Below are 26,911 nucleotides of genomic sequence, written 5' to 3'. Positions count from 1 at the left end.
GCATGGCGGCCGCCCCCAGCAACAGGGTGCCCACCGCCAGGTAAACCTGTTTTTCCATCCAGTGGTGTGCATCACGCAACTCGAAACGGTGCATGTTGACGAAGTGCGAACGGCCACGGTGCTGGCCGGCACGCGCGTCGGCATTGGCAAAACGGCCGTCGGCCTCTTCCTGGTTCAGCAAGCCTTCCAGATAGGTTTCGTCGATGCTGGCACGACTACAGAACACCACCACGTGGGAGGCATTCAGCACCTTGGCTTCGTTGAAGGCATAAGCACCGCTGGTGGCTTTGGCCACGCGGGCCTTGCCTTCTGCGCTGCCGGCAATGAAGAAGTGCCAGGGCTGGGAGTTGGTGGATGACGGGCTGAAGCGCAACAGGGTTTCGATGTGCGCCACTTGTTCGGCACTCAGCTGGCGGCTGGGGTCAAAGGCCTTGGTGGTGTAGCGGGTCTGGACCAGATCGGCAATGTTCATGCTGGATTCCTCGGTGTGGTTTCAACAGCAGCCATTATTGCCAAAGCGCCTGCGGCAATGAAGTCGCGCTGGCGGGAAGCAGTTTATGTTTTTTTTTGAAAATGAAACCGCTTTCCCGGCGATTATCACGGCCATGCCATACACGCTGGGCGGACTTCAGCTTTCCAGCATCATCTGCGTTACCAGCCAGTCGGTCAGCTGCTGGCTGGCCGTGGCATCGTGTTGTGCCGCATGGCAGGCGGCATGCCAGGCCAGTGCTTGCGCATCCGCTTGCGGCTGGCGCAGCAGGAAGTGCTGCAAGGGACAGTCCTGCAATGCACGTTTGTCGTGGGCGTGGGAGGGCTGGGTATACAGCCAGTGCTGGGCCAGCGCTCCCAGCCAGGTGGTGATTTCGCCGCTGTCCCCGGGCAGGCGGAAGTGGCGCTGCCAATGGATGAAGTCGGCTTGCGCCATCGGCCGGGCCAGGCTGTAACCCTGTCCGATGCCGGCACCCAGAATGCGCGAGGCCTCTTGCATGCCGCGGTCTTCCAGGCCTTCCACCACCACTTGCCGGTCCAGGTCCTGTCCCAGTTGCAGGATGGCGCGCATCAGGGCCAGGCTGGTCAGCGGTGTCTTGCGCAGGTTCAGCGTCAGGCTCTGGTCGATCTTGATGGTGTCAAATGGCAGGGTGCTCAAGCGTTGCAGGCTGCTGTAGCCCGAGCCCAGGTCGTCCATGGCCAGCTTGATACCGGTCTGGCGCAGCCGTTCAATGGCATGGTCTTGCACCTGCGGCGCGGTGTCGCCGGTTTCCAGCAGCTCCAGACTGAGCCGGTGGGGGGCAATGCCGTGCCGTTGCAGTGCTTCGGCCACCCACTGCGGACAGTCCTCGTCCTGCAAGGTGCTGGGAGCGATATTCAGCGAGATGTCGATCTGCATGCCCTGGCGGTCCAGCTCAGAGAGCTGGCTCAGTGCCTTGTCCAGCCCCAGCCGGAACAGATGGTCGAGGTCGGCATCGCCCAGCAGCGGCAGGAAAACGCCGGGGCTGACCACCTGGCCGTCTTCCTTGACCAGCCGGGCCAGTGCTTCCGCTTTCAGCACCTGGCCGCTGTTGAGGTCCACCAGCGGTTGCAGATACATGGTGAGGCCACCGGCAAACAGCCGCTCGCGCAGCGCCACCGCCAGATTCTGCCGGATGGCGGCGGCCGGTTTGGTACAGGCCGCCAGAATCAGCTCCCAGCGGTGCTGCAAGCCTTGGGAAAATTGCAGCATGCTGGCGGATTCAAACTGGTTGGGATAAGCCCCGAACAGGCTGATGACGGCTACGGTCAGCCCTTCGGCATTGCGTACCGGAATGCTCATGGTGGAACGTATTTGAACTGCGCTGGCCTGCTGGTGCCACAGGGTATAGCGCTTGTCCTTGCCGTAGGAGGCCGATGTGCAGATGCGTCCGCTGCGCCATGCCACTGCGGTCAGGCCCTGGCCACGTTCGGAGTTGGGGTCAACCACGGCTTCCGAGCCCGGCATTTGCAGGCGGCCAGCCACCAGTTCACCCAGCGGGCCTCGGCTGTTTTCCGGTACGAACACGCCATTGGACATCAGCCGCATCAGCAGCACGGCCTGCATGCCGGGCAGGCTGCCCAGCTGTTCCAGCTCGCTGTTGACTGCATCGGCCCACAAGCTGCCCTGATGGGGCATGGGCAGTGCGATGCTGTCCAGATAGCGGGCATGGACCAGGGCCGAGGCCTCCAGCTGGGCATGCAACTGGTCTTGCAGCCGACGGTCGATGATTTCCAGCAGGCGATAGCGCTGGCGGATGGGCAGCAGGGTCTGGTTCAGCTGTTCGCTGAAGGTGCGGCGAAACAGTTCCACGCTCTGCACCAGCATGATGGGCGTGACGCCCACCAGGCTATGGGTGTGGCCCAGCCGGCGGCTGTCCTGGATGATTTTTTCCGCGCTGTTGTCCGGTGACAGTACTTCCAGCATGAAATTGCGGTGCGCTGACTCCAGCTTTTGCAGTTCTTCATCTCCCAGGCTGGAGAGCACTGCATGGATGGAGAGCACAGCATTTTCCTGGGCATAAAACTGCTGCACATAACGGTCGGCAGCAGACTGGATCAGACGGGCGGATTTGCGCAGCAGCTGGGCTGCTTCGCGGCCATACACTTCGAAATGGTTGCTCTCTTCCGCCGGGTAGCCGCTTTCTTCTCCCACCATATGCCACCAGCGTGGCCGGTTGGATTTGTGCTGCTTGGCCTGGTACATGGCGGCATCGGCCTGCCGCATCAGCGCGTCCGGCTCGATGCCATCGTGTGGAAACAAGGACAGGCCCACCGTCATGCCTACTTCGGCTTCAATATGGTTGCCCAGCAGGAAGGGGGATTCCACCGCCCGGTGCAGTCGCTGCATTGCAGCTTCCAGCTGGGTGAGGGTGCCTTCTTCCGGCAAGTCTTCCATTACGATGACGAATTCGTCCCCGCCCAGGCGCGCTACAAAGTCGGTCTTGCGCAGCAGGCCTTGCAGGCGGCGGGCCAGTTCCTGTAGCAAATAGTCGCCAGCCTGATGCCCCCAGGTGTCGTTGACCGGCTTGAAGTCGTCCAGGTCCAGCATGCATACCGCCACCAGCTTGTCGTGGCGCTGGGCACGGGCCAGGGCGGCGGCCAGGTGATGGGTCAGCGAGAAGCGGTTGGGCAGTCCGGTCAGCCAGTCGTTGTTGGCCGCGTTGACGATCAGCGCCTCGCTGTTCTTGCGCTCGGTGATGTCCTGGTTGGTGCCAATGGCGCGCAGAGCGACTCCTGCGTCGTTACGGGCCACTACCTTGCCGGTGCAGCGTATCCAGGTCCAGCCATGTTGTGCATTGCGCACGCGGAATTCCTGCTGGAAGCGACTGTTCTGCCCTTTGAGGACTTCGATTGAGGCACGGTAAATGCGTGGGTAGTCGTCCGGATGCACGGCTTCGAGCATGCTGCTGGCGCGCATGCTTTGCGCGGTGGCCGGGTAGCCCAGCATGCGGCCCCAGCGGGCATCCATGATGGCGGTATCCTGCAGGATATCCATGTCCCACAGCGACAGTTGCGAGGCATCCAGTGCCAGTGACAGTTGTTCGTTGGCCTGTTGCAAGGCCAGTTCGGTGGCCTTGCGGTCGGCAATGTCGGTGTAGCTCAGCACATAGCCTTCAGCCTGACCATGGTCATTGCGCAGCACATTGCAATGCAACATCACCGTGATGGTGCTGCCATCCCGCCGCAGGCGCCGCACTTCACCCTGGAAGGGGCGTTCCAGCAGTTGCTGGCAATTGCCGGCAAGGTCTGCCGGGCCGTCCCGGGCATCCGGCGGGACAATCAGGTCTATGCTCTGTCCCAGTACGTTCTGCATCTCATGCCCAAACAGGCTGCAAAATGCCGGGTTGACATAGCGGATGGTGTGGTCGGCATCCAGAATGGCAAACGCCTGTGAGCTTTGTTGCAGTACTTGCTGGAGTGTGAGTTCGGTCATGGTCGGGTCCGGCAGCCGGCGGCAAAAGGCCGCAGGCCGGGTGGCAGGGCAGTCCTGTGCGCGTGTCCTGTGCCGATTTTACTCCAAACCACGTGCCCTGCCTTGACCGCTGCCAAGAAATGGAAAAGCCGCTGTTGTTTCCCTGCCTGTCCGGCGCTTGCCTGTGGCACAACGGGCTTCTGTCGCTGGCTGGCAATCGGTATCATGCTGCTTTTGCTCGACATGAAGCGACAGGCACTGGCTGCCGTGTCGCACGGGCCATTGTCAGGAAATACCATGACTCAACCTCATCAGGCGTTGATTGGCGCCTTGCCCAAGGCCGAGCTGCACTTGCACATCGAAGGCAGCCTGGAACCGGAAATGATGTTCCGGCTGGCCGAGCGTAACGGCATCAAGCTGCCTTATCCCACGGTGGAAGCAGTCCGCGCCGCCTACGATTTTGACAACCTGCAATCCTTTCTCGACCTCTACTATGCCGGGGCTGGTGTCTTGCAGACCGAGCAGGATTTTTATGACCTGACCTGGGCCTATCTCTTGCGCTGCCGGGACGATCATGTGGTCCATACGGAAATATTTTTCGATCCGCAAACCCATACCGAACGCGGCATCGCCTTTGGCACCGTATATCAGGGCATTCGTCGGGCGCTGGATGATGCCCGTGCACAGCTGGATATCAGTTCGCGGCTGATCATGTCTTTTCTGCGCCATTTGAGCGAAGAAGACGGCTTTGCCGTGCTGGAGCAGGCGCGTCCGTATCTGGCGGGCATTGATGGCTTTGGTCTGGATTCCAGCGAGGTGGGCCACCCGCCGGCCAAGTTTGCCCGGCTGTTTGCGGCCTGCCACCAGCTGGGCCTGCCCTGCGTGGCGCATGCCGGTGAGGAGGGCCCGCCTGCTTATGTGTGGGAGGCGCTGGACCTGCTCAAAGTGTGCCGTATCGACCATGGTGTGCGTGCGCTGGAAGATGCTGCCCTGGTGGCGCGTCTGGCTGCCGAGCGCATGCCGCTGACGGTTTGTCCGTACTCCAACATCAAGCTGCGCGTGTTCGACCAGCTGCAAGACCACAACCTGCGCCAGCTGTTGCAGGCGGGCTTGTGTGCCACGGTGAATTCGGACGACCCGGCGTATTTTGGCGGCTATGTGCAGGAGAACTACCTGGGCTGCGCCCGTGCCTTGCAACTGAGCAAGGCGGAAATCGTCCAGCTATGCCAGAACGGCTTTGAAGCCAGCTGGCTGTCGCCGGAAGAAAAGGCGCACTGGATGGCTGAATGCCAGCGCATTGCCGACGGTTTTGCCGACTGACACGTCCGTACGATGTTGCCATCGTCGTTTCCACAGCCCCGCTTGGCGGGGCTGATGTTTTATCAGGCAGGTGGCTTGGGTTTCAGGCCAGTCCGGCAGCCAGTTCCCGTGTCAGCTGTGCTGCCGGAATGGCACGGCAGCCACTGGCATTCTGCCCGCACCACAGCGGGGTAAAGTGGTCCCGTCCCAGTGCTTCCGCCGCCGCACGCAATGGGGCGATGGCTGCCGTAGCCAGCGGGAAGGCCGGCACACCGGCAGGGCGCGGGCCCAGCTCCTGCATTACCCGGCCCACAATGCCGCGTGCCGGCCTGCCGGTAAACAAGGTGGTCAGCGCCGTGTGTTCGCGGCGTGCGCTGGCCAGTGCCGCACGGTGCAAGGGCGTGGTGTCGGCTTCATCACACAGCAGATAGGCCGTTCCCACCTGTACGCCGGCAGCGCCCAGGCGCATGGCCGCGGCTACGCCATTGGCATCGGCAATGCCACCGGCGGCAATCACCGGCACCTCTACCGCGGCGACAATCTGTGGCAACAGGGCAAAAGTGCCCAACTGACTGTCCAGATCCATGTCGAGGAACATGCCGCGATGTCCGCCTGCTTCCAGCCCCTGGGCGATGATGGCATCGGCACCATTGGCTGCCAGCCAGCGTGCTTCGGCCACCGTGGTGGCGGAGGACAATACCTTGCAGCCTGCGGCCTTGACCTGCGCCAGCAAGGGCGCGGCTGGCAGGCCAAAGTGAAAGCTCACCACCGCTGGGCGATAGCGGCTGACGATGTCGGCCATCTCCTGATTGAAAGGGGTGCGGCCCGCGCCGCTGCCGGACGGGGGGGTGATGCCCATTTCCTGATAGTAGGGCGCTAGCGCCGCCTGCCAGTCAGCCTGTTGCTGCGGGTCTTCGCCGGGCGGCTGATGGCAGAAGAAGTTGAGGTTGTAGGGCTGCCCACCCAGCGTACGCATGGCTTCCAGCTCCTGCTGCAAGGCACTGGCCGAGAGCATGGCGGCAGGCAGCGAGCCCAGGGCTCCGGCCTGGCAAACGGCCATGGCCAGGCGGCTGCCCTGTACTCCGGCCATCGGCGCCTGAATGAGAGAGTGGGAAATGTTCAGCCATTGCGCCAGTTGCATGTGTGGTCCCTGTCCGGTGAAAGCCGTCAGCTTAAACGCTTTGGCTGGTGTCCTGGTGTAGTGCTGCGTGATGTGTAGCGCGGCTGCTACCACTCGGGGATTTCTACGGTTTCTGTCTGGAATTGCCCTGTCATTCTGGCTGAATTACGCCATAATCCAGACAAAATGCCCGCCCATACTGCCTTCAGGGCCATACAGAAGATAACAAAGGGCTGACCTGCCATGCTGACTGTCAAGAGCAAGCTGCTGCTGCTCTCTCGCTATTTCTGGTTGATCCTGCTGGTATTCCTGGCTTTTGTGGCCAGCTTTGTGCTGTATGTGCGGGCAGAAAAGGCCATCGACCACGCCAATGATCTGCGCGAAACATCCATCCTGCTGGCCAGTGAGTTACGCCAGTCCTCGGACGACCTCACCCGCATGGTGCGCAGCTATGTGGTGACCGGTAATGTGCTTTATCAGCAGCATTATCGGGAAATCCTCGCCATTCGCGATGGCAAGGTGCCACGGCCGGTGGATTACCAGAACATCTACTGGGATCTGGTTTTGGGTGATGACCGCCGCCCGCAAACGGCAGTTGCCACGCCCTCCTTGCTGCAGCGCATGCAGGATGCCGGTTTTACCCCTGCCGAGCTGGCCTTCCTGGCCAGGGCGAAGGCCAATTCCGATGCGCTGACCAGCACCGAATGGGCGGCGATGAAACTGGTGGAGGACAATCCGCCGCTGGATTCGCCTCAGCGCCTGCACGCCATCCGCATGCTGCATGATGAAGCCTATCACCGCGCCAAGGCCAGCATCATGGAGCCGATTGCGCGCTTCAACCAGCTTTCTTCGCAACGTACGGTACAGGCCATCCACGATGCCGAACGCTATGCCTGGCAGTTGCGTATCGTGTTCATCACGTTCGGCCTGCTGCTGTTGCCGCTGTTCTGGGCGCTGCGGCGCAATCTGCAGGGAATACTGGGAGCCAGTGTCGGGGAGTTGCATGCCAGCATTGCCCGCCTGGGGCGGGGGGATTTCTCGGAGACCATTGTGCTGGAACCCGAGCAGGAGGATAGCGTGATGGGCTGGCTGGCCCAGACCCGTCTGAAACTCAGCCTGATGGCACAGGCGCAGCAAGCGGCCGATGCCCGCAACCAGCGGCTTACCGGCCTGTATAACGCCTTGAGTCAGTGCAATCAGGCCATTGTGCGCAGCCGTAGCGAGCGCGAGTTGTTCGAACAGATATGCCAGGCAGCGGTTGAACACGGTGGCATGAAGATGGTGTGGGTCGGCCTGCTGGATGAAACCGGGCAATACATCCGCCCCCTGTGTGCCTGGGGGCAGGGCACCGACTACCTGAGCGAGCTGGTGTTGTCCACCGATCCGGCCAACCCGCACAGCCAGGGCCCCACCGGTCAGGCGGTACTGAGCGGTCAGGCACAATGGCTGGCCGACTTCATGCACAACCCGGCTACCGCCCCCTGGCATGCCCGCGCAGCGCGTTATGGCTGGGGTGCTTCCGCTGCCTTGCCGCTGCATTGCAAGGGGCGCGTGGTCGGCGCCTTGACGCTGTACAGTGCCGAGGCCAATGCCTTTGATGCCGATGCGCGCAAGCTGATAGAAGAAATGGTGATGGATCTGGACTACGCGCTGGACAGCTTCCAGCGCGAACAGCAACGCCAGCAGGCAGAAGCCGCCTTGCAGCAAAGCGAGCAGCGTTTGCGCACCATTATTGAAACCGAGCCCGAATGCATCAAGGTACTGGACCGCGATGGCCGGCTGCTGGAAATCAACCGCGCCGGCATGGCCATGCTGCAGGCCGACAGCGTGGAGCAGGTACGCCGCTATGGCGTGCTGCATTTCGTATTGCCGGACTATCACGCCGACTTTTTGCAGCTGCACCAGCAAGTGATGAACGGGCAAAGCGGCACGCTGGAATTTGAAATAACCGGCTTGCAGGGGCAGCGGCGCTGGCTGGAAACCCATGCTGCGCCAATGCGGGACGAGCAGGGTGAAATCAGCATGCTGCTGGCCATCACCCGCGACATCACCCTGCGCAAGCAGAACGAGCAGCATATCCGTTATCTGGCGCACTACGATGTGCTGACCGGCCTGCCCAACCGGGTGAAGCTGGAGGAGGAAGCCGAGCGGATGCTGGCCGGCCTGAGTGCCAGCGACGATGTGCTGACCCTGATGTTCATGGACCTGGACCACTTCAAGGACATCAACGATTCGCTGGGCCACAGCGTGGGGGACGCCCTGCTGGTCCAGCTGGCGGCAAGGTTGCGTCAGGCCGCGCCACAGAATGCCTTGCTGTCGCGTCTGGGTGGTGACGAATTCGTCCTGCTATTGCCCGGCATGGCGGCCGATGCGGCGGGCGATCTGGCCGAAACCGTGCTGGGTGACGTTGCCCGCAGCTATCGGGTGGCACCGTATGATCTGAATATCTCCGCCTCCATCGGCCTGGCCCTGTATCCGCAGGACGGGCAGGATCTGGAAACCCTGTCCCGCCGTGCCGATGCCGCCATGTATCAGGCCAAAAAGGCCGGTCGCAGCTGCTACCGCTTTTATACCGCAGCCCTGCAGGCCAAAACCGCACGTCACCTGCAACTGGTCAATGCCTTGCGGGTGGCGCTGGAACAGCAGCAGTTCACCATTCATTACCAGCCGCAGATTTCCATGAGCGATGGCCAGCTGCTGGGGGCCGAGGCCCTGCTGCGCTGGCATCATCCCGAGCTGGGCCATGTGTCGCCGGGCGAGTTCATCCCGGTGGCCGAAGACTGCGGCCTGATTCTGCCTCTGGGCGAATGGGTGTTGCGTCAGGCTGTGCGTCAGGCCCGCCAGTGGCGCGATCAGGGATTGCAGCTGGGCATGGCGGTCAACCTGTCGGCGGTGCAGTTCCGCCAGCCCGACCTGCCCGCACTGGTGGCCCGCATCCTGCAGGAAGAGGGTTTGCCCGCCGATTGTCTGGAGCTGGAGCTGACCGAGGGCGTGGCCATGTACGACCCGCAGCAGGCGGTGGCGGTGATGAACGCCCTGCATGAAAAGGGCGTACGCATGTCGATAGACGATTTCGGCACGGGCTACTCCTCGCTCAACCTGCTCAAGCAGTTCCGCGTCTACAAGCTGAAAATCGACCAGACCTTTGTCCGTGATATCGTCACCGACCCGGAAGACCGGGCGATTGTGGCTGCCATCATCGACATGGCGGCCAATCTGGGCTTGCTGACCATTGCCGAAGGGGTGGAAACCGCCGAGCAGTACACGCTGCTGCGCGAACAGGGCTGCCAGGAGATGCAAGGCTATCTGTTCAGCCGCCCCTTGCCGGCTGCCGATTTCTTCGCGCTGGCCAGCCAGACGCCGCGGCCCTTGCTGATGGTGTGAGTCAAGACCGGTAACTCACACCATGGCAAGCGGCTTGCAGGGCTGCTCATGTTGCAGCCAGTGCTGTAGTGCAGTGGCGGGCAGGGCAGGGCTGAACAGGTAACCCTGCTGTGCCTGGCAACCCTGTTGCAACATGAAGTGGTACTGGCTGTCTTGTTCCACGCCCTCGGCAATCACGGTCAGCCCCAGGCTGTGCCCCAGTGCAATCACGGCCTTGCAGATGGCGGCATCGTTGGGGTTGTCCAGCACGTCGCGCACAAAGCTGCGGTCTATCTTGATCTGATCCAGCGGCAGGGTTTTCAGATAGGACAAAGACGAATACCCGGTGCCGAAGTCATCCAGCGCAAAAGTCACGCCCAGGGAACGCAGCTGGTTCATCTTGCTGGCTGCGTCATCCAGCTTCATCAGCAGCAGGCTTTCGGTGATTTCCAGCTTCAGCAAGGACGGGTTGGCGCCGGTGTTGCTGAGCAACTGGCTGACACGTTCGACAAAATCAGACTGGTGGAACTGGCGGGCACTCACATTGACGGCAATGCTCAGCGCAGACAAATGCGGCTGTCCGGCCCATTGCGCCAGTTGCTGGCAGGCCTGCTGCAACACCCAGTGGTCGATGGCCAGGATCAGGTTGCTCTGTTCGGCCAGCGTGATGAAGCTGCCGGGCAGCATCAGGCCGTGCTGCGGATTGTGCCAGCGCAGCAGCGCTTCCACGCTGCGGCAGGGCTGCTGGTGGTGGATCTGCGGCTGGAAGTAAAGCTCGAACTGGCCGTGTTCCAGTGCCTGATGCAGTTCGGCTTCCAGCCGGGTGCGGTTATTGATTTCCGCCTGCATCAAGGGGTCGAAGAAGCGCAGGGTATTGCGGCCGGCAGCCTTGGCCTGGTACATGGCCAGGTCGGCTTCCTTCAGGATGTCCTCGCTACAGGCATGTTCGCGTGCAAACAAGGCAATCCCCAGGCTGGAGCTGCTGCGGTAGGCATGGCCATTCAGGCTGTAGGGCTGGTGCAGGGAAAGCAGGATCTTGCGGCCCACGGTTTCCGCTTCGCGCAGCGCCTGTTCGCGCTTCTCGCCCAGGTTCTCCAGCATCACGATGAATTCATCCCCGCCCAGTCTGGCCACGGTGTCGCCAATGCGCAGGCCCTCCAGCAGGCGGGCGGCCACCTGTTGCAGCAGGATGTCACCCATATCGTGGCCCATGGTGTCGTTCAGCGACTTGAAGTTGTCCAGGTCCAGGAACAGCAGCGCACCATACTGTTGTTTGCGCCTTGCGTTTTCCAGTGCGTGTTGCAGGCGCTCCAGCAGCAGGCGGCGGTTGGGCAGGTGGGTGAGCGGGTCGTAAAAGGCCAGCGTCTGGATCTTGTCTGCTGCCGCCTTGCGTTCGGTGATGTCCTGGAAGATGGCGACGAAATGGCTGGTGGCACCCTGTCCGTCCACCACCGCGGTGATGGTGAGCCATTCCGGGTAGATGTCCCCGTTTTTGCGTGCATTCCAGATTTCCCCCTGCCACACGCCCTCTTCCTGCAGGGCTTGCCACAGTTGCTGGTAAAAAGCCGGAGGATGACGGTGCGAGCTGAGTACTGCCGGGGTTTTGCCCACCACGTCCTCGCTGCTGTAGCCGGTGATTTTGCAGAACGAGGGGTTGACCCGCAGGATGATGCCCTGGCTGTCGGTTACCATGATGCCTTCCTGGGTCTGGAAGCTGGTGGCGGCAATGCGCAGTTCATCTTCCATGGCCTTGTGCTGGGTGATGTCCATGACAAAACCGTGCCACAGCACCACATCGCCTTCCGCCTCCGGCATTGCATCCACCAACAGCCATTTGATGCTGCCATCCGGCATGCAAATGCGGTATTCAATACGCCATTGTGTCAGCGTGCTGGCTGAATCCTGCAAGGCCGCCATGAAATGCGCGTAGTCGTCGGGGTGCACCATTTCACGAATCGGGTCGGCACACTGGCGCACCGCTTCCGGATGGATGCCGTAGATGTCGTAAAACGCTTCACTGGCAAACGGGAAGCAACCGTGGCCATCGGCAAACAGCCGGTACTGGAACACCACGCCGGGAATCCGCGACACGATCTTGCGCAGCAGGCGGTTGGCAGCGTGCTCGGCTGCCTGTTCTTCTTCGCGCTGTATCCGGCTTAGCAGGCTGTTGAACGATGTGGCCAGCAATCCCACTTCATCCTGATGACAGACCGGCAAGGCCTGCTTGGGCAGTTCGCCATCGCCCATCCTGTTGAGCAGCCGGGTGGCTTCGGTCAGCGGCAGTAACTGGCGGCGCAGCCACCACCAGCTGATGCCACCGGCCAGCAAGGTGAGGCACAAGGCCATGCCGAACAACTGCTGTTGCAAGGCGCGGATGGGGGCAAAGGCTTCTGCCGCCGGCAGGACCGACTGCATCAGCCAGCCGGTGGATTTGATTTTCACGCTGGAGGACAGCTCCAGCACGCCGCGTGAGCTGACCGCAATGCCGGAACCCTCGTAGCCGTTGATATAGCGGTCATATACCGGGTTGATGCCCGGGGGCGGGCCGGACTTGAGCAGGCGCTCCTTGTCGGACGACATGATGTAGCGCCGGCTGGCCGGTGCGGTAATGAAGAAATTGCCGGTGGCACCATAGCGTGCGTCGCTGATGGCATCCAGGAAGTTGGGCCGTGCCAGATTGGTCACGCCCATGATCAAGCCTATCATCTTGCCGTGGCTGTCCAGCATGGGTTCCAGCATCGAAACCACCGGCTGGCCGGTGAACTGGCCGTAAACCGGCTCGGTGATGTAATGACCGCCATGCTGCAAGGCCTGACGGAAAAAAGTGTGCTGCTGGTAGGTGCGGCCAAGTCGGCCCAGGTTTTCCGGAATGCTGGCCTGTACCGTTCCCTTCATGTCCATCACCACGATGCCCCAGTTGAACATCATCAGCAAAATGGGACGGCGTTCCAGCTCGGGCTGGATGGCTGCGGCGGTGAGCGGCTTGTCCTTGAACTGTACGGTGAGGGAGCGCAGCGCCTGAATGCGCTCGTTGACCGAGCGGTCTACCTCGTGCGCGGCCAGCGAGACGGCCGAAAGCTGCTGGGCCGAAATGGTATTTTCCATCTGCTGGCGCAGGGTGTGGCTGATCAGCAAGGTCGCCAGCCACAGCGTCAGCACCAGGGCCAGCAACATGCCGAGGGTAAGGCGGGTACGCAGGGTACGCCTGCCGTTCAGGGAAAAAGAAGGACTCATGTTTCTGCGTGCAATCCACGATTCTTGCTGACTGTCAGCATAGCGGAGGCATCGTACGCTGTGTGTCTTCTTGTCGGACAAAACCGGCCAATATCTGAGGCTGATCAAGATTATGACAAGCGGGCCGGGCCTGTTCTGCAGGCCCGGCCCGCCCGGAGAGGACTTACCAGGTGGTTTCGCGATCCGGCGTAGCGCTGATCTGGTGGATGGTCAGGTCGGCACCGTTGAATTCTTCTTCTTCATCCAGGCGGATGCCTACGGTTTTGTGCAGCAGCGCATACACCACATAGCCACCGCCAAAACCGACGGCAATGCCTGCCACGGTACCCAAAACTTGCGACAGCAGGCTGACGCCGCCCAGACCGCCCAGTGCGCTCTGGCCGAAAATTCCGGCGGCAATGCCACCCCAGGCACCACAGATGCCATGCAGCGGCCATACCCCCAGCACGTCGTCAATCTTCCAGCGGTTCTGGGTCTGGGTGAACAGCCAGACAAACATGCCACCGGCCACCAGCCCCACCACCAGCGCACCCAGCGGGTGCATGATGTCCGAACCGGCACACACCGCCACCAGCCCGGCCAGCGGGCCGTTGTGAATGAAGCCGGGGTCGTTCTTGCCGGCCCACATGGCACTGAGCGTGCCGCCCACCATGGCCATCAGCGAGTTGATGGCCACCAGGCCGGAAATACCATCCAGACGCTGCGCGCTCATCACATTGAAGCCGAACCAGCCGACAATCAGGATCCACGCGCCCAGAGCCAGAAACGGAATGGAAGAGGGCGGATGCGCGGAAATGCGGCCTTCCTTGCTGTAGCGGCCACGGCGCGCACCCAGATTCAGCACGGCAGCCAGGCCAATCCAGCCACCTACCGCATGCACCACCACCGAACCGGCAAAGTCATGGAAGGGCTGGCCAAAGCTGTGGCTCAGCCAGTCTTGCACGCCGTAGTGGTTGTTCCAGGCGATGCCCTCGAAAAAGGGATACACCAGTCCCACCAGCAAAAAGGTGGCGGCCGACTGCGGGTGGAATTTGGCGCGTTCGGCAATGCCGCCGGACACAATGGCCGGAATGGCGGCGGCAAAGGTCAGCAGGAAGAAGAACTTCACCAGCTCATAACCATGGTGATCGGCGATATGGCGGGCATCACCCAGGAAATTGACCCCGTAGGCCACGGTGTAGCCGACAAAGAAGTAGGCAATGGCAGAGACGGCAAAGTCGGTCAGAATCTTCACCAGGGCATTCACCTGGTTTTTCTTGCGCACGGTGCCCAGTTCCAGAAAGGCAAAACCGGCGTGCATGGCCAGAATCATGATGGCCCCGAGGAGCAGGAACAGTACGTCTGATGGCGCGTTGGCAGTTGGCATGGCGAGTCCCGTTGTTATCGGCTGTTGTGGGACTGTGTAAAGCAAGGCGAATGCCAGCTGGCGCCGGTTTGCACCAATTTGGTCATGGCATGCACGAAAATGGCGGAAACCGGCGCTTTATTGGTGAATGATGGTCTGGATTCTTTCGGCGCAAAAACGGTGCATGTGCACCAAGTTGGTGTATTTGTGCGTGTTTGTGCAACGCTTTGGTGCGTTGTGCCCGGCGCGTCAGCCTGCGTGCATCGCGCTAATGCAGCTTGACCAATGGCTGGGTGCGTCGCTGCAGCAAGCGGGCCGCAGCGGTGAGCACGGTGGGCAGCCAGCCAAACAGGGTGAGCTGGTGGCGGTGGTACAAGGACAAATACATCAGCCGGGCAAACTGGCCGTGCACGAACAGGCTGCGGCGCGACAGGCTGCTCATCAGGCTGCCTACCGTGCTGTAGCGGCCCAGCGAAATCAGCGAACCCAGGTCGCGATAGCGGAAGTCCTGTAGCGGCTTGCCAGCCAGCTGGCAGCGGATGTTGTGATACAGCAGCTCGGCCTGCTGACTGGCCGCCTGCGCCCGTGGCGGAACCCAGCCGGTACCATCCGGGCAGGCGGCGCAGTCGCCCAGCGCGTAGACCTTGTCATCCAGCGTGGTTTGCAGCGTAGGGCGTACCAGCAGCTGATTGAGCCGGTTGCTGGCCAGACCATCCAGCCCGGCCAGCATGGCCGGTGCCTGTACACCGGCCGCCCAGACCACCAGTTCCGACCCAATGTAGCGGCCACTGGCGGTGTGGACGGCATTGGCGTCGACGGCGCTGACCCTTTCACCGGTCAGTACCTCCACTTGCAGATTCTCCAGCTGACGGTGCGCCCGGGCGGCCACCGAGTCGGGCAGTGCCGGCAGAATGCGTGGCCCGGCTTCGATCAGGGTCAGCCGGATATCACGGTCCGGATTGATGTTTTCCCGGCCATGCGCCACCAGTTCGCGCGTGGTGTTGCGCAGTTCTGCCGCCAGTTCCACCCCGGTGGCCCCGGCACCGATGATGGTGACGTGCAATTGCCCGGTGCGCAGTGGCCCGTTTTGCAAACTGGCGCGAATGCAGGCATTGACCAGTTGCTGATGAAAACGGCTGGCCTCTGCCGGGGTGTTCAGGCAGATGGCGTGCTCGGCCACGCCGGGGGTGGCAAAGTCGTTGGTGGTGCTGCCGATGGCCATCACCAGAATGTCGTAGTGCAGGGTGCGCGCCGGAATCAGCGGGCGGCCCTGTTCATCTGCGGTGGCGGCCAGTTGTATGGTCTGTTGCTGACGGTTCAGCCCGGTCATGCGCCCCAGGCAAAAACGGAAGCCGTCACGCTTGGCCTGCGCCAGGTAATCCAGTGCCTCGCGGTGCGGGTTCATGCTGCCAGCGGCAATTTCATGCAGCAGCGGTTTCCAGATATGAGTGCGCGAGGCATCCACCAGCGTGATGTCCAGTTGGGCCGAGCGCCGTGCCAGCCGCCCCAGACGGCTGGCCAGCACCAGACCACCGGCACCACCACCGACAATTACGATTCTTTTCTTGTGCAAAGACATGCAGGCTCCTGATGCCTGCTGGCCGTATCCTTCCATTCATGCACCAACTTTCATGCATCAAGTAAGGTGGGGGTGAATGGTCACGACAAGCAGTGCCGGGTTAAATACAATCACTGCCAGCTACTTTGCCTGTGTCACTGTGGCGCTCGCAAACGATATAAATTCCACACATTGTGAGTAAATGGAAGAATGTATGCGTAAACGTTTACCCGGTATCGAGGCCTTGCAGGCGCTGGAGAGTGCGGCGCGCCACCAGAGTTTCACCCGTGCGGCGGAGGAGTTGTCTCTCACCCAGAGTGCGGTGTGCAAGCAGATTGCCCAGTTGGAGGACATGTTGGGTGTTGCCCTGTTTCATCGCATCAAGCGCCGGGTCAGCCTGACTGAAGCCGGCCGGGTCTATGCGCGAGGGGTGCGTGACTGTCTGGAGCGGCTGGAGCGCCATACCCTGGCCTTGATGGCGCATCAGGGCGCAGAAGGGGTGATCGAACTGGCCGCCGTGCCTACTTTTGCCACCCGCTGGCTGATCCCGCGGCTACCGCTGTTCAATCAGGCGCATCCGCATATCACCGTCAACATCACCACCCGTTCCGACCCCTTCATCTTTACCGATACCGGCTTTGACGCCTGTATCCATTTTGGCAATGGCGTGTGGCCCGGTGCCGAGGCCAGCTGGTTGTTTGGCGAAGAAATGATCCCGGTGTGCAGCCCGCAGCTGGTGTCCGGCACTGCTGTGCCGGCGGCGCACATCGCGCAATACCCCTTGCTGCATTTGTCGGCCCGGCATGAGGCCTGGCAACGTTGGTTTGTAACGGCAGGGGTGGATAATCCACAGGCCATGGTGGGGGCGCGCTACGAGCTGTTTTCCATGCTGGTGGAAGCGGCCCGTGCCGGCATGGGGGTGGCGCTGGTGCCGCGCTTTCTGGTGCAGCAGGAAATCAGCAGTGGCAATCTGCTTACCCCCTGTGATATTTCCTTGCCCAGTGACAATGCCTATTACCTGGTTTGTCCGCCGGACCGTCAGCAATCGCCGCCACACCGGGCTTTTGCCGACTGGTTGTTGCAGCAGGCGGCGCGCTATCGGGAAAGCTTGTCAAAGCAGACTGAATAAGTGAAAAAAACAAGTAGAAATGCGTACAAACAGCTACATTCAAACGGTGGCTTGAAAAAAAGAATATCTACGTGACATCAAGAGCAATACGCCTGCTTGCGGGGGTGATCGTCAGCCTGTTGTGCTGCCAGTTGGTCATGGCCAAGGACGTGCTGCGCGTGCTGGCCTGGCCGGGTTATGCCGACCCGGAAGTGGTGCATGACTTTGAACGGCGCTATCAGGTCAGCGTCGAAGTGACCTTTGTCGATTCCGACGAGGCACTGTGGGCCCGCATGCACGCCGCAGGCGGACCACGTTTTGATGTGGTTGCCGCCAATACCGCCGAAATGCAGCGCTACCATGCTGCCGGGCTGCTATTGCCGCTGAACCCGTCCCTGATTCCCAATCTGCAACGCCAGCTGCCACGCTTTCGCGACCGGGCCAGCATTCCCGGCCTGCAGCAGCAGGGGAAGCTGTATGCCGTGCCCTATACCTATTCCACCATGGGCATCATTTACGACAAGCGGCAATTTGCCCGCCCGCCAGACTCCATGAACGTGCTGTGGGACCCGCGCTATCGTCACAAGGTGCTGGACTTCAACAGCGGGCCGCACAATTTTTCCTTTGCCGCGCTGGCCAGCGGCATTGCCCAACCCTTCCAGCTGGATGCTGCACAACAGGCCGCCATGGTGAAGCGGCTGATCGACCTGCGGCGCAATGTACTGACTTATTACAACCTGCCCGAAGAAGCCACCGAACTGTTCATCCGCCACAAGGTGGCAGTGATGTTCGGCAATTACGGCACCCAGCAGCTCAACTCGCTGCGCCAGGCCGGGGCTGATGTCGGCTATGCCATTCCGCGCGAGGGCGTGCTGGCCTGGCTGGACTGCTGGGCGATGACGCGCGCAGCCCGCCAGCCGCAATTGGCACAGCAATGGATCAACTACATGCTGGAGCCCTCGGTCAGCGCGCTTCTGCCCACCAGGCAGGGGCTGGCCAATACACTCAGTGCCAGTGCCGACCTCCCGTCCGGCGCGCGCGTGTTGTGGCTGCAGCCGGTGGAAAATGCCAACCGGCGTGAAGCGCTGTGGCAAAAAATCTATTCTGGCGACTTGCCGGGGAGCTTCTGAATCATGCGCTCCGGTCTCTTGTTCAAACTCGCCTTGCTGCTGGCCATTTTCGGCATCCTGTCCTCCGGCATTACCGGCTACTACGCCTATACCGCCAATCGCGCCATGCTGGTGTCGGCAACGCAAAGCGACTTGCTGACCGCCGCGCGCGGGGTGAACCGGCGCATGGTGCAATGGGAGGATGAAGCCGCAGACGATACCTTGCTGCTGTCACGCCTGGTGCAAGTGCAGGTGGTGATCAACCAGCGCAATGGCAGTGAAGCCAGGCGGGCGCGGGATGAACTGGCGCAGGCCTTCTCCGCCATGCTGGCCCTGCATCCGGAATACCTGCAGGTGCGGCTGATCGGCGCGGCGGACAATGGGCTTGAACTGGTTCGGGTCGACTCCAGGTCCGGGCTGACAGAGCGGGTGGATGGTGGCGATTTGCAGGAAAAAGGCCACTTCCCCTATGTGTTTGAAACCCTGGCACTGCCGGCCGGGCAAATTTACCAATCGTCTATCGAAGTCAATCACGAGCGTTCCGCGCATGATGCCGAAGGCCGGCCCGGCCTGATGGTGGCCACGCCGTTGCCGCGCAGCGATGGCCAGCCCGGAGGCCTGCTGGTGATCAATCTGGATCTGGAACGCTTGCTGGGCCAGTTGCGCAGTGATTTGCCCAAGGATTACCAACTGTATCTGGCCAATCGCTGGGGGGATTTTCTGGTTCACCCGGACCAGGCCCAGACCTTCGGTTTTGACAAGGGACGGCGGGTGCTGATGCAGGACAGCTTTGCCGCCACCAAAGCCTTGTTCGAGCGTAAGCAAAACCAGCTGACACTCAGCGGTCTGGATGACCCGCAACAAGCCGCCGGACAGGTGATGGCCTTTGTCCGCCATCCGCTGGGCCGTGGCAATCGTGACGACTTCATCGTCACCGGCCTGGTGCAGCCGCTGGATACCGCGGTGGCCGCTGCGGCCCCGCTGGGACAGCGCATCATCCACATGGTGCTGGCTTTCAGTGTGATTGCCATCATGCTGGCGGTGGTGTTTGCCCGTGCCATGCTGCGACCCATCAACACCCTGGCGCAGGCGGCCAGCAGTTTTTCCACCACGCAATTGCAGCAGGCACTGCCGGTGGAGCGCAATGATGAAATCGGCGTACTGGCACGCAATTTCGATCGCATGCAGCGGCAGATCAACAGCCATATGGCCAGCCTGTACGACAACCAGCGCGAACTGAGCTATCTGGCACACCACGACAGCCTGACCGGCCTGGCTAACCGCGCGCTGTTTTTCCAGCGGCTGGAGCAATTGCTGGAGCAATCGCAACGCAATGCCAGCCAGTTTGCCGTGCTGTTTGTCGACCTGGACCACTTCAAGCAAATCAACGACCAGCATGGCCATGCCATTGGCGACCAGGTGCTGCAGATCGTGGCGCGCCGTCTGCTGCATGCGGTGCGTGGCAACGACATGGTGGCGCGCATGGGCGGGGATGAATACCTGATCCTGCTGCAAGGCAGCTTTACGACAGATAGTCTGTCCGAACTGTTGTCCAAGCTGTCGCTCAGTATTGGCGAACCCATGGTGGTGGAAGGCAAGAAGCTGGAAGTCGGGGCCAGTATTGGTTACAGCCTGTACCCGCGTGACGGCACCACGGCCGAACAACTGGTCAACCAGGCCGACCATGCCATGTATCATGTCAAGGCCATCCAGCGTGATGGACATACCCGGCAACTGCCTTACAACTGAGCACGGCCCCGCGCTATCCCCATTCACATGTCCAGGCCCCACCACGTGGCTACCACGTCTTTCCGCTTTCCCTTGCTGACGGCTTGTCGGCAGGGGCGTAGTTCTCCCGGCAGCGTGCAGGCCTTGCCGGAACTGCTGCGCCAGTTGCATCACTGTTTCCGTCTGCCATGCGAGCGCATGGGGGTGGAATTCCAGCTGGAACTCGACCCCGCACTCAGCACGCCGCTGCTGCTGGATGCCATGCGGCTGCAAGCCCTGGTCCGCCATTGGCTGGCAGCAGCGCTACAAGATGGTCAACTGCGACAAATCAGCTTGCGGGTGCAGCTCTTGGCCCAGCAACAAATGCAGCAGATGATCAGCGTGGAAGTCAGCACCGTGTGCCAAGTGCCGCTGCCGGGCCGTGCCCCGCACGCACTTGCCCGGGCCCGCAAGCCGACAACAGCAGCCTTGTCATCTGCTGTTATCAGCCGGCAACTGGCGCGGCAGTTGGGCAGCTGCCAGCACTGCGAAGGCAAGGCTGATGGTCAGCAATACAGTGTATTGCTGCATGCCCCGCTGGCTTCTCCCGGCACGCCGCCGCTGCCCTGGCAGTGGCCCATCTTGCTGCTGGAGCCGGATGCTGGCCGTGCGGCGGAACTTGCCGGGCAATGGCAGTCGCTGGGACACCCTCTTGAAGTGCTGGATACGGCAACGGCGGCATTGCAGCGCTGGCAACAGGGCCCGCTGGCCTTGCTGCTGGTGAGCGACCGGCAATTGCTGAACGCCGGTCTGGAACTGGCACAAGCCATTCGCCAGTGCGAAACCGCCGCGCCGTGGCGTGGCCATACGCCCTTGTTGCTGGCGGGGGCCGATCCTCTCTCACTGAACGCAAGTAACTTGCCCCTGCTGGATGCTGAGCTGCCATGGCCGCCGGATGACGACGCCTGGTTAAGTGTGGTGACGGGCTGCCTGCCGGTGGTGCCGCCCGTGGTCATCCACTTGCCGGTACTGGACCGACAGGTGCTGTTTGGCCTGAGCCAGGGTGACTGGGCGCTGGAGCTACCCTTGCTGCAGGATTTCGTCCGCGACAAGCAGGCCGATCTGCAGCAACTGCTGCAAGCCTGGCAGCGGGCTGACCAGCAAACCTTCATCCTGCTGGCCCATCGCATCAAGGGTGCCAGCCGCACGGTGGGCGCGGCAGCCATGGCCGACTGTGCCGCCCGGCTGGAGGCCGAAGCGCGTGCCGGGCTGTCTGCCGCCTGCATGTCCCAGGTGCTGGAGCTGGAGCAGGCGCTGGACGACTTTGTCGATCATCTGCAGCACGCATGAGGGGAGCGGGCATGGCGCAATGCGGCACAAGCGCCTAAAATGTCCCGACAATTCCTAAAGCCCCTACGCTGGAGAGACCGCTCATGGCTGTTATCCGTCAGGATGATTTCATTCAAAGCATCGCCGATGCTTTTCAGTACATCAGTTGCTACCACCCCAAGGACTACATCGACGCCCTGTACCAGGCCTATCTGCATGAAGAAAGCCCGGCGGCCAAGGACGCCATGGCGCAGATCCTGATCAACAGCCGCATGTGTGCCGAAGGCCGTCGCCCCATCTGTCAGGATACCGGCATTGCCGTGGTGTTCCTGAAAGTGGGCATGAATGTGCAGTGGGACGCCACCCTGTCGGTACAGGAAATGGTCAACGAAGGCGTGCGCCGCGCTTACAACAACCCGGACAACAAGCTGCGCGCTTCCGTGCTGCTCGACCCGGCTGGCAAGCGCCAGAACAGCAAGGACAACACCCCGGCCGTGGTGCACTTCGAAATCGTCGAAGGTGATGGCGTGGAAGTGACCTGTGCGGCCAAGGGCGGTGGCTCGGAGAACAAGTCCAAGTTCTACGCGCTGAACCCGTCCGACAGCATTGTCGACTGGGTCATCAAGACCGTGCCCACCATGGGGGCCGGCTGGTGTCCGCCGGGCATCCTGGGTATCGGCATTGGCGGTACCCCGGAAAAAGCCATGCTGCTGGCCAAGGAAAGCCTGATGTCGCACGTGGACATCCACGAGCTGAAAGCCAAGGCTGACAGCGGTGCCGAACTGTCCCGCGTAGAAGAGCTGCGCCTGGAAATCTTCGAAAAAGTGAACGCGCTGGGTATTGGCGCACAAGGTCTGGGCGGTCTCACCACCGTGCTGGACGTGAAGATTCTGGACTACCCGACCCACGCCGCCAGCCTGCCGGTAGCGATGATCCCCAACTGCGCCGCCACCCGTCACATCCATTTCCATCTGGATGGCAGCGGCCCGGCCCATCTGGCTCCGCCCAGCCTGGAAGACTGGCCGGAAATCACCTACGACACCAGCAATGGCAAGCGCGTGGATCTGGACAAGATCACCAAGGAAGAAGTGGCCAGCTGGCAGCCGGGTGATGTACTGCTGCTCAACGGCAAGATCCTCACCGGCCGTGACGCCGCGCACAAGCGCATGGTGGACATGCTGAACAAGGGCGAGGCGCTGCCGGTGGACTTCACCAACCGCTTCATTTACTACGTGGGCCCGGTTGACCCGGTGCGTGACGAAGTGGTTGGCCCGGCCGGCCCCACCACTGCCACCCGCATGGACAAGTTCACCCGTCAGATGCTGGAACAGACCGGCTTGCTCGGCATGATCGGCAAGGCCGAACGTGGCCCGGCTGCCATCGAAGCCATCAAGGACAACAAGGCGGTATACCTGATGGCGGTGGGCGGTTCGGCTTACCTGGTGTCCAAGGCCATCAAAGCCTCCAAGGTGGTGGGTTTTGCCGACCTGGGCATGGAAGCCATCTACGAGTTCGAAGTAAAAGACATGCCGGTAACGGTAGCGGTCGATTCCAACGGTATCTCGGTACACAACACCGGCCCGGCGGAATGGCGCGTCAAGATCGGCAAGATCCCGGTCAACAAGGCCTGAGCCTGAACCGGCATCGCTGCAAGCAGAAACCCGCCATCCGGCGGGTTTTTTCATTTGCGTTCCAGACCGGCAGCTTCAGGCCAATGCTTGTGCCGCCGTTGGCAGTGGCACGCGAATGGACAGGGCATTGAGCGCGATGGCATGCAGCATCTGGTCCACCGTGGTGCAGCAGTCGGCCAGCACGGCTACTTCATACTTGTCGGCAGTGCGCGACAGGGCGGTATGGGTGACGCAGTTCTGCGTCATCATGCCGCACAGCAGCAGCTGGTGGATGCCCAGTTCATCCAGCGTGGCTTGCAGGCTGGTTTGATGAAAGCTGTCGGCTGCCCGTTTCACCACCACCGGTGCCTGCGGCGCAGCGGCCAGAATGCGCGGGTGAATGGCCACGCCCTCGCTACCCGCATTGAAGAAGGGGGCGATACCCTTGCTGCTGTCCGCCACGTGTTGCACCAGAATCACCGGCATGTCCAGTGCATGTGCCCGCTCGATGGCGGCCACGCAGTTATCCAGCACCGCTTCGCTGTTCCACAGCGGGTATTTGCCGTCGGGGAAATAGTCGTTTTGCAGGTCGATGACGATGAGTGCGCGTTGTGTGTGCGGCATGATGTGCTCCGGTTGTGGCTGAAGGTGCAGCCATTATCGGTAGTCACTGCGTTGGGAAAAAGTGGCCCGATTGCCAGAATACGTTAAGATCGGGCCAATTCCACCTGCCGGAAATGCCGCATGTCACCTCCCGTCATTGCCGTACTGGCATTCCAGCACATCAGCCCGTTTCATCTGTCGGTACCCTGTGTGGTGTTTGGCGATGCGCATCCGGACATGCCGGCCTTCACCCTGCGTGTATGCGCAGTGGATGCCGGTCCCATCCGCACCTCGGCCGGTTTTTCCATTGCCTGCGATTACGGGCTGGAAGGGCTGGACGGCGCTGACATCATCATCCTGCCCAGCTGGCAGGTAGGCAGGCCGGTACCGGATGCGCTGGTGCAGGCCTTGCAGCAAGCGAGTCATGCTGGTGTGCAAATAGTCGGCCTGTGCCTGGGAGCGTATGTGCTGGCCGAAGCCGGTTTGCTGGATGGACGCAATGCCACTACCCACTGGGCGTATGCGGAGGACTTTGCCAGTCGTTACCCGCAAGTGCGTCTGGACCCGGCGGTGCTGTATGTGGAAGACGGGCAGCTGCTGACCTCCGCCGGTACGGCCGCCGGGCTGGATTGCTGCCTGCATCTGTTGCGTCAGCGTTATGGAGCGGAGCTGGCCAATGGCGTGGCCCGTCGGCTGGTGGTGCCGCCGCATCGGCAGGGCGGGCAGGCGCAGTTCATTGCCCAGCCGCTGCCAGTGTCGGCCGGTGATGCCCGGCTGGCGGCCTTGCTTGACTGGGTCCGGGCCAATCTGGCCCAAACCCATACCCTGGATAGCCTGGCCGCCCGCATGGCCATGAGTCGCCGCAGCTTTACCCGGCACTTTCGCCAGCTTACCGGCAGCACGGTGGGGCAGTGGCTGGTGAGCGAACGCCTGCGTTACAGCCAGCGTTTGCTGGAAAGTACCGAATACAGTGTGGAGCAGGTGGCGGCACTGGCCGGTTTCGGCTCTGCTGCTGCCTTGCGCCATCATTTCCGCCTGCATTACGGCGTATCACCCATGCAGTGGCAGCAGAATTTCCAGTCCTGATCAGGACTGGATCTGGCTGAAATGCTGCTGCAGGAAGTCCAGCAGGCTGCGCATGGCCAGCGGCAACTGGCGGCGTGAGGGATAGAGTGCGTGAATGCCCATGCTGGCGGGCTGCCAGTCTGGCAGTACGGCAATCAGCTCGCCTTGTGCCAGCAAGTCCTGCACCAGATACAAGGGCTGCATGGCCAGCCCGGCACCATGGCAGCAGGCTTGCAGCAAGGCTACTGTTTCGTTGGCGCTCAGCCGTGCATTGACCCGGACCACCTCTTCCTTGTTGTCGCGATACAAGCGCCATTCGCTGCGGCCGACGCGGCTATGGCTCAGGCAGTGATGCTCCCTGAGGTCTGCCGGTTGTTGCGGCTGGCCGTAACGTGCCAGATAGGCCGGTGATGCCACGATGACCGAATGGCATTCGGCCAGTCGGCGGGCGATCAGGCCCGGTTCCGGGTCGTTGGTGATGCGGATGGCCAGGTCTATGCCTTCCTCGATCAGGTTCACCGCGCGGTCTCCCAGTTGCAGGTCGATACGCAGTTGCGGGTGGCGGCTCATGAAGTCGGTGATGGCAGGAGCCAGTTGTGCCATGCCGAATGACATGCTGGTGGTGATGCGCAACTGGCCGCGCAACTGGCCATCACGCAGCCCCACTTCCTCGCGGGTCTGGGCTGCCAGTTCCAGCATCTGCTGGCAATGGGCGAGGCAACTGTTGCCAGCATCGGTCAGGGTGACACTGCGGGTGGAGCGTTGCAGCAGGCGTGCACCCAGCCAGTCTTCCAGTTCGGCGATGTGCCGGGTCACCATGGCGCGGGACAGGTCCAGTTCCCGGCTGGCTGCCGTGAAACTGCCCCGGCGTGCCACTTCGACAAAAACCTGCATGGCCGTCAGTCTGTCCATCGTCTTCCTTGCATGTGTGCCGGAGCTCCGGCAGTAAAAGTGCGGCATGATATGCTGTGGCAAAGCCATCATGCCATCAAGGTATCTGGTTGAAATGTGCCGGCAAACGCCATGTTTTCACGTTTAATGCCATGGACACCGGCTTTTCCTGCATATGTCATCGAAAATCATCCGCTTCGGTTTACACGGATTTACCGGGCCGGATTTTCGTTATACTTTTGTATGAGTTACAAATCAGCACATTTTTCTATTCTGTTTGCAAGCACTGTTTTTAATGCATGCCCGGCCGGGCAGGCAGAGAGCCTTCTCATGACTGATGCGCAATGCATTCTCCTCTGTCGGCAGACCGCACCTGGAGTGACAGCATGACCGATCACCCCGCATCCCGTCTTGAGCAAGAGCTGGCTGCAGCCGAGAAGCAGCCATGGTTCCAGCTGCGTTTTCTCCCTGCGCTGGAGCAGTCTTTCCAGTCCTCTACGTTTGACCAGCGCATGCGCCGCTACCGCGTATTCGGTGCGCTGGGCATTGTCGTGTTCATGTTATACGGCCTGATCGACAAATATTATCTGGCTGATGTCTACGGCCGTATCTGGATGTGGCGCTGGCTGATATTGCCAGCTATCGGCGTGGCATCCATCATCTGCAGTTTCTGGCCGCCTTTACGCCGCTGGTACGAATACTCGGTCGTGATTGCCGGCACAGCGTTTGTATTGGGGCTGATCTGGTTTTTCTCGCTCAGCCGCATGCCCACTGCCCAGCATTACTATGGCGGGGTGATGCTGTGCCTGGTATTCCTGATGTTCGGTCTGCGCATTCCGTTCCGGCTGGCCTGTTACAGCAGCGTGGTCAGCCTGCTTTACCTTGGCTGGGTGCTGGTGGACTGGCCATTCCTTGAACAAAGCACCCGCTCGCTGATTTTCATCCTGGTGATTTCCTGTGTCTTGCTGGGTTTGCTGGGTTTGTTCCAGCTGGAAAAGGAAGCACGTCGCAGCTATGTGCTGTCCCTGCAGTTGCAGCGCGATCATCGCCAGTTGCAGCAGGGTTTCCGTTATTTGCAGCAATTATCCAGCGCTGACGGCCTTACCGGCCTGCACAACCGGCGCTATTTCGACCAGCAGCTGCAAACCGTATGGGATGCACGACTGCGGCAGAAGTCGGACATCGCGCTGCTGTTTTTCGATGTCGATTATTTCAAGAAATACAACGACAGCCAGGGACACCAGATGGGTGACGATGCGCTGATTCAGGTCGCCCAGGTGATCGGCCGGCATGCGGATGCCTGTCAGGGTTGTGCTGCGCGCTATGGAGGCGAGGAGTTTGTCTTGCTGCTGTCTGCCTGCAATTTGCGTCAGGCAGGCCAGTTGGCCGAGCAGATCCGTCAGGATGTCGAAGCGCTGGCCTTGCCCCATCCTACTTCGCAATGCGGCCATGTGGTCACCATCAGCGTCGGTCTGGCGGTGGCTCACTCCAGTATCAGCCAGAAACCGGAGTGGCTGGTACGCACCGCAGATGCCGCCCTGTACCAGGCCAAAAAACAGGGACGTAATTGCATCGTCACCATGCACTCCTGTCAGCCACTGCCAGGGTGAAGTGCAGCGTCGAATCAGTTGATTAGCCTGTTTAATGA

17 protein-coding genes are annotated in these 26,911 nt (G+C 61.4%); 9 read left to right on the top strand and 8 right to left on the bottom strand.

Annotated features, from left to right (window positions below; translation table 11 throughout):
• Together nfsB and JHD62_RS10265 are read right to left on the bottom strand one after the other, a co-directional pair.
• A partial coding sequence (gene nfsB / locus JHD62_RS10270) for an oxygen-insensitive NAD(P)H nitroreductase (protein ID WP_199102810.1) occupies positions 1–472 on the bottom strand: 472 nt, incomplete at its 3' end.
• 156 nt (positions 473–628) lie between these two features.
• A complete protein-coding gene (locus JHD62_RS10265; RefSeq protein WP_199102809.1) occupies positions 629–3,943 on the bottom strand; it encodes an EAL domain-containing protein in 3,315 nt (1,104 codons plus the stop codon).
• 276 nt (positions 3,944–4,219) lie between these two features.
• Here JHD62_RS10265 and JHD62_RS10260 point away from each other — a divergent pair, with 276 nt between their 5' ends.
• Positions 4,220–5,242, top strand: a complete 1,023-nt coding sequence (locus JHD62_RS10260) for an adenosine deaminase (protein ID WP_199102808.1) — start codon at positions 4,220–4,222, stop codon at positions 5,240–5,242.
• Positions 5,243–5,324: 82 nt separating this feature from the next.
• Here the strand turns inward: JHD62_RS10260 and JHD62_RS10255 are convergent, their stop codons facing one another.
• Positions 5,325–6,362 (bottom strand): nitronate monooxygenase family protein, encoded by a 1,038-nt coding sequence (locus JHD62_RS10255; protein WP_199102807.1) that lies wholly within the window; start codon positions 6,360–6,362, stop codon positions 5,325–5,327.
• A 222-nt stretch (positions 6,363–6,584) separates the two neighbouring features.
• Between JHD62_RS10255 and JHD62_RS10250 the strand changes: the two genes are divergently transcribed.
• On the top strand, positions 6,585–9,725 hold the full coding sequence (locus JHD62_RS10250) for an EAL domain-containing protein (RefSeq protein WP_199102806.1): 3,141 nt from the start codon (positions 6,585–6,587) through the stop codon (positions 9,723–9,725).
• 15 nt (positions 9,726–9,740) lie between these two features.
• On the opposite strand, the gene JHD62_RS22975 is transcribed toward JHD62_RS10250, so the two are convergent.
• The 3 genes from JHD62_RS22975 to JHD62_RS10235 all read right to left on the bottom strand — a co-directional run bounded on the left by JHD62_RS22975 (position 9,741) and on the right by JHD62_RS10235 (position 15,862).
• Positions 9,741–12,938 (bottom strand): EAL domain-containing protein, encoded by a 3,198-nt coding sequence (locus JHD62_RS22975; protein ID WP_199102805.1) that lies wholly within the window; start codon positions 12,936–12,938, stop codon positions 9,741–9,743.
• Positions 12,939–13,101: 163 nt separating this feature from the next.
• On the bottom strand, positions 13,102–14,304 hold the full coding sequence (locus JHD62_RS10240; protein ID WP_199102804.1) for an ammonium transporter: 1,203 nt from the start codon (positions 14,302–14,304) through the stop codon (positions 13,102–13,104).
• A 247-nt stretch (positions 14,305–14,551) separates the two neighbouring features.
• A complete protein-coding gene (locus JHD62_RS10235; protein ID WP_199102803.1) occupies positions 14,552–15,862 on the bottom strand; it encodes an NAD(P)/FAD-dependent oxidoreductase in 1,311 nt (436 codons plus the stop codon).
• A 193-nt stretch (positions 15,863–16,055) separates the two neighbouring features.
• Between JHD62_RS10235 and gcvA the strand changes: the two genes are divergently transcribed.
• From gcvA to JHD62_RS10210, 5 genes are all read left to right on the top strand, one after another.
• A complete protein-coding gene (gene gcvA / locus JHD62_RS10230) occupies positions 16,056–16,970 on the top strand; it encodes a transcriptional regulator GcvA (protein ID WP_199102802.1) in 915 nt (304 codons plus the stop codon).
• Positions 16,971–17,041: 71 nt separating this feature from the next.
• The gene (locus tag JHD62_RS10225) at positions 17,042–18,079 is read left to right on the top strand and encodes an extracellular solute-binding protein (protein WP_370541051.1); all 1,038 of its coding nucleotides are present in this window, start codon (positions 17,042–17,044) and stop codon (positions 18,077–18,079) included.
• Positions 18,080–18,082: 3 nt separating this feature from the next.
• A complete protein-coding gene (locus JHD62_RS10220) occupies positions 18,083–19,807 on the top strand; it encodes a diguanylate cyclase domain-containing protein (RefSeq protein ID WP_199102801.1) in 1,725 nt (574 codons plus the stop codon).
• A 45-nt stretch (positions 19,808–19,852) separates the two neighbouring features.
• Positions 19,853–21,115, top strand: coding sequence for an Hpt domain-containing protein (locus tag JHD62_RS10215; protein ID WP_199102800.1), 1,263 nt, complete (start codon positions 19,853–19,855; stop codon positions 21,113–21,115).
• Positions 21,116–21,198: 83 nt separating this feature from the next.
• Complete coding sequence (locus JHD62_RS10210; RefSeq protein ID WP_045847435.1) at positions 21,199–22,725, top strand: fumarate hydratase; 1,527 nt, start codon at positions 21,199–21,201, stop codon at positions 22,723–22,725.
• 75 nt (positions 22,726–22,800) lie between these two features.
• Here JHD62_RS10210 and JHD62_RS10205 read toward each other — a convergent pair whose 3' ends face one another.
• Entirely contained in the window at positions 22,801–23,328 is a 528-nt protein-coding gene (locus JHD62_RS10205; protein WP_199102799.1) for a cysteine hydrolase family protein, read from the bottom strand.
• A gap of 120 nt (positions 23,329–23,448) precedes the next feature.
• On the opposite strand from JHD62_RS10205, the gene JHD62_RS10200 reads away from it, so the two are divergent.
• Positions 23,449–24,393: a helix-turn-helix domain-containing protein gene (locus tag JHD62_RS10200; protein ID WP_199102798.1), complete on the top strand. Its 945-nt coding sequence runs from the start codon at positions 23,449–23,451 to the stop codon at positions 24,391–24,393.
• Here the strand turns inward: JHD62_RS10200 and JHD62_RS10195 are convergent, their stop codons facing one another.
• Complete coding sequence (locus JHD62_RS10195) at positions 24,394–25,284, bottom strand: LysR family transcriptional regulator (RefSeq protein ID WP_199102797.1); 891 nt, start codon at positions 25,282–25,284, stop codon at positions 24,394–24,396.
• A gap of 365 nt (positions 25,285–25,649) precedes the next feature.
• Here JHD62_RS10195 and JHD62_RS10190 point away from each other — a divergent pair, with 365 nt between their 5' ends.
• Positions 25,650–26,873, top strand: a complete 1,224-nt coding sequence (locus JHD62_RS10190) for a diguanylate cyclase (RefSeq protein ID WP_199102796.1) — start codon at positions 25,650–25,652, stop codon at positions 26,871–26,873.
• Positions 26,874–26,911 lie beyond the last annotated feature (38 nt).

It is taken from the genome of Aquitalea sp. ASV11, from assembly GCF_016429185.1.
Classification (GTDB): domain Bacteria; phylum Pseudomonadota; class Gammaproteobacteria; order Burkholderiales; family Chromobacteriaceae; genus Aquitalea; species Aquitalea pelogenes.
Note: the sequence above shows the minus strand (reverse complement) of the source record. Positions and strands in the feature narration are given on the sequence as shown.

Bases quoted from the DNA above. Each gene is read 5' to 3' on its own strand.
- JHD62_RS10250 (WP_199102806.1), top strand. From the start codon at position 6,585: ATGCTGACTGTCAAGAGCAAGCTGCTGCTGCTCTCTCGCTATTTCTGG.
- JHD62_RS10260 (WP_199102808.1), top strand. From the start codon at position 4,220: ATGACTCAACCTCATCAGGCGTTGATTGGCGCCTTGCCCAAGGCCGAG.
- JHD62_RS10190 (WP_199102796.1), top strand. From the start codon at position 25,650: ATGACCGATCACCCCGCATCCCGTCTTGAGCAAGAGCTGGCTGCAGCC.
- JHD62_RS10205 (WP_199102799.1), bottom strand. From the start codon at position 23,328: ATGCCGCACACACAACGCGCACTCATCGTCATCGACCTGCAAAACGAC.
- gcvA (WP_199102802.1), top strand. From the start codon at position 16,056: ATGCGTAAACGTTTACCCGGTATCGAGGCCTTGCAGGCGCTGGAGAGT.
- JHD62_RS10210 (WP_045847435.1), top strand. From the start codon at position 21,199: ATGGCTGTTATCCGTCAGGATGATTTCATTCAAAGCATCGCCGATGCT.
- JHD62_RS10200 (WP_199102798.1), top strand. From the start codon at position 23,449: ATGTCACCTCCCGTCATTGCCGTACTGGCATTCCAGCACATCAGCCCG.
- JHD62_RS10265 (WP_199102809.1), bottom strand. From the start codon at position 3,943: ATGACCGAACTCACACTCCAGCAAGTACTGCAACAAAGCTCACAGGCG.
- JHD62_RS10255 (WP_199102807.1), bottom strand. From the start codon at position 6,362: ATGCAACTGGCGCAATGGCTGAACATTTCCCACTCTCTCATTCAGGCG.
- JHD62_RS10220 (WP_199102801.1), top strand. From the start codon at position 18,083: ATGCGCTCCGGTCTCTTGTTCAAACTCGCCTTGCTGCTGGCCATTTTC.
- JHD62_RS10235 (WP_199102803.1), bottom strand. From the start codon at position 15,862: ATGTCTTTGCACAAGAAAAGAATCGTAATTGTCGGTGGTGGTGCCGGT.
- JHD62_RS22975 (WP_199102805.1), bottom strand. From the start codon at position 12,938: ATGAGTCCTTCTTTTTCCCTGAACGGCAGGCGTACCCTGCGTACCCGC.
- JHD62_RS10195 (WP_199102797.1), bottom strand. From the start codon at position 25,284: ATGGACAGACTGACGGCCATGCAGGTTTTTGTCGAAGTGGCACGCCGG.
- JHD62_RS10240 (WP_199102804.1), bottom strand. From the start codon at position 14,304: ATGCCAACTGCCAACGCGCCATCAGACGTACTGTTCCTGCTCCTCGGG.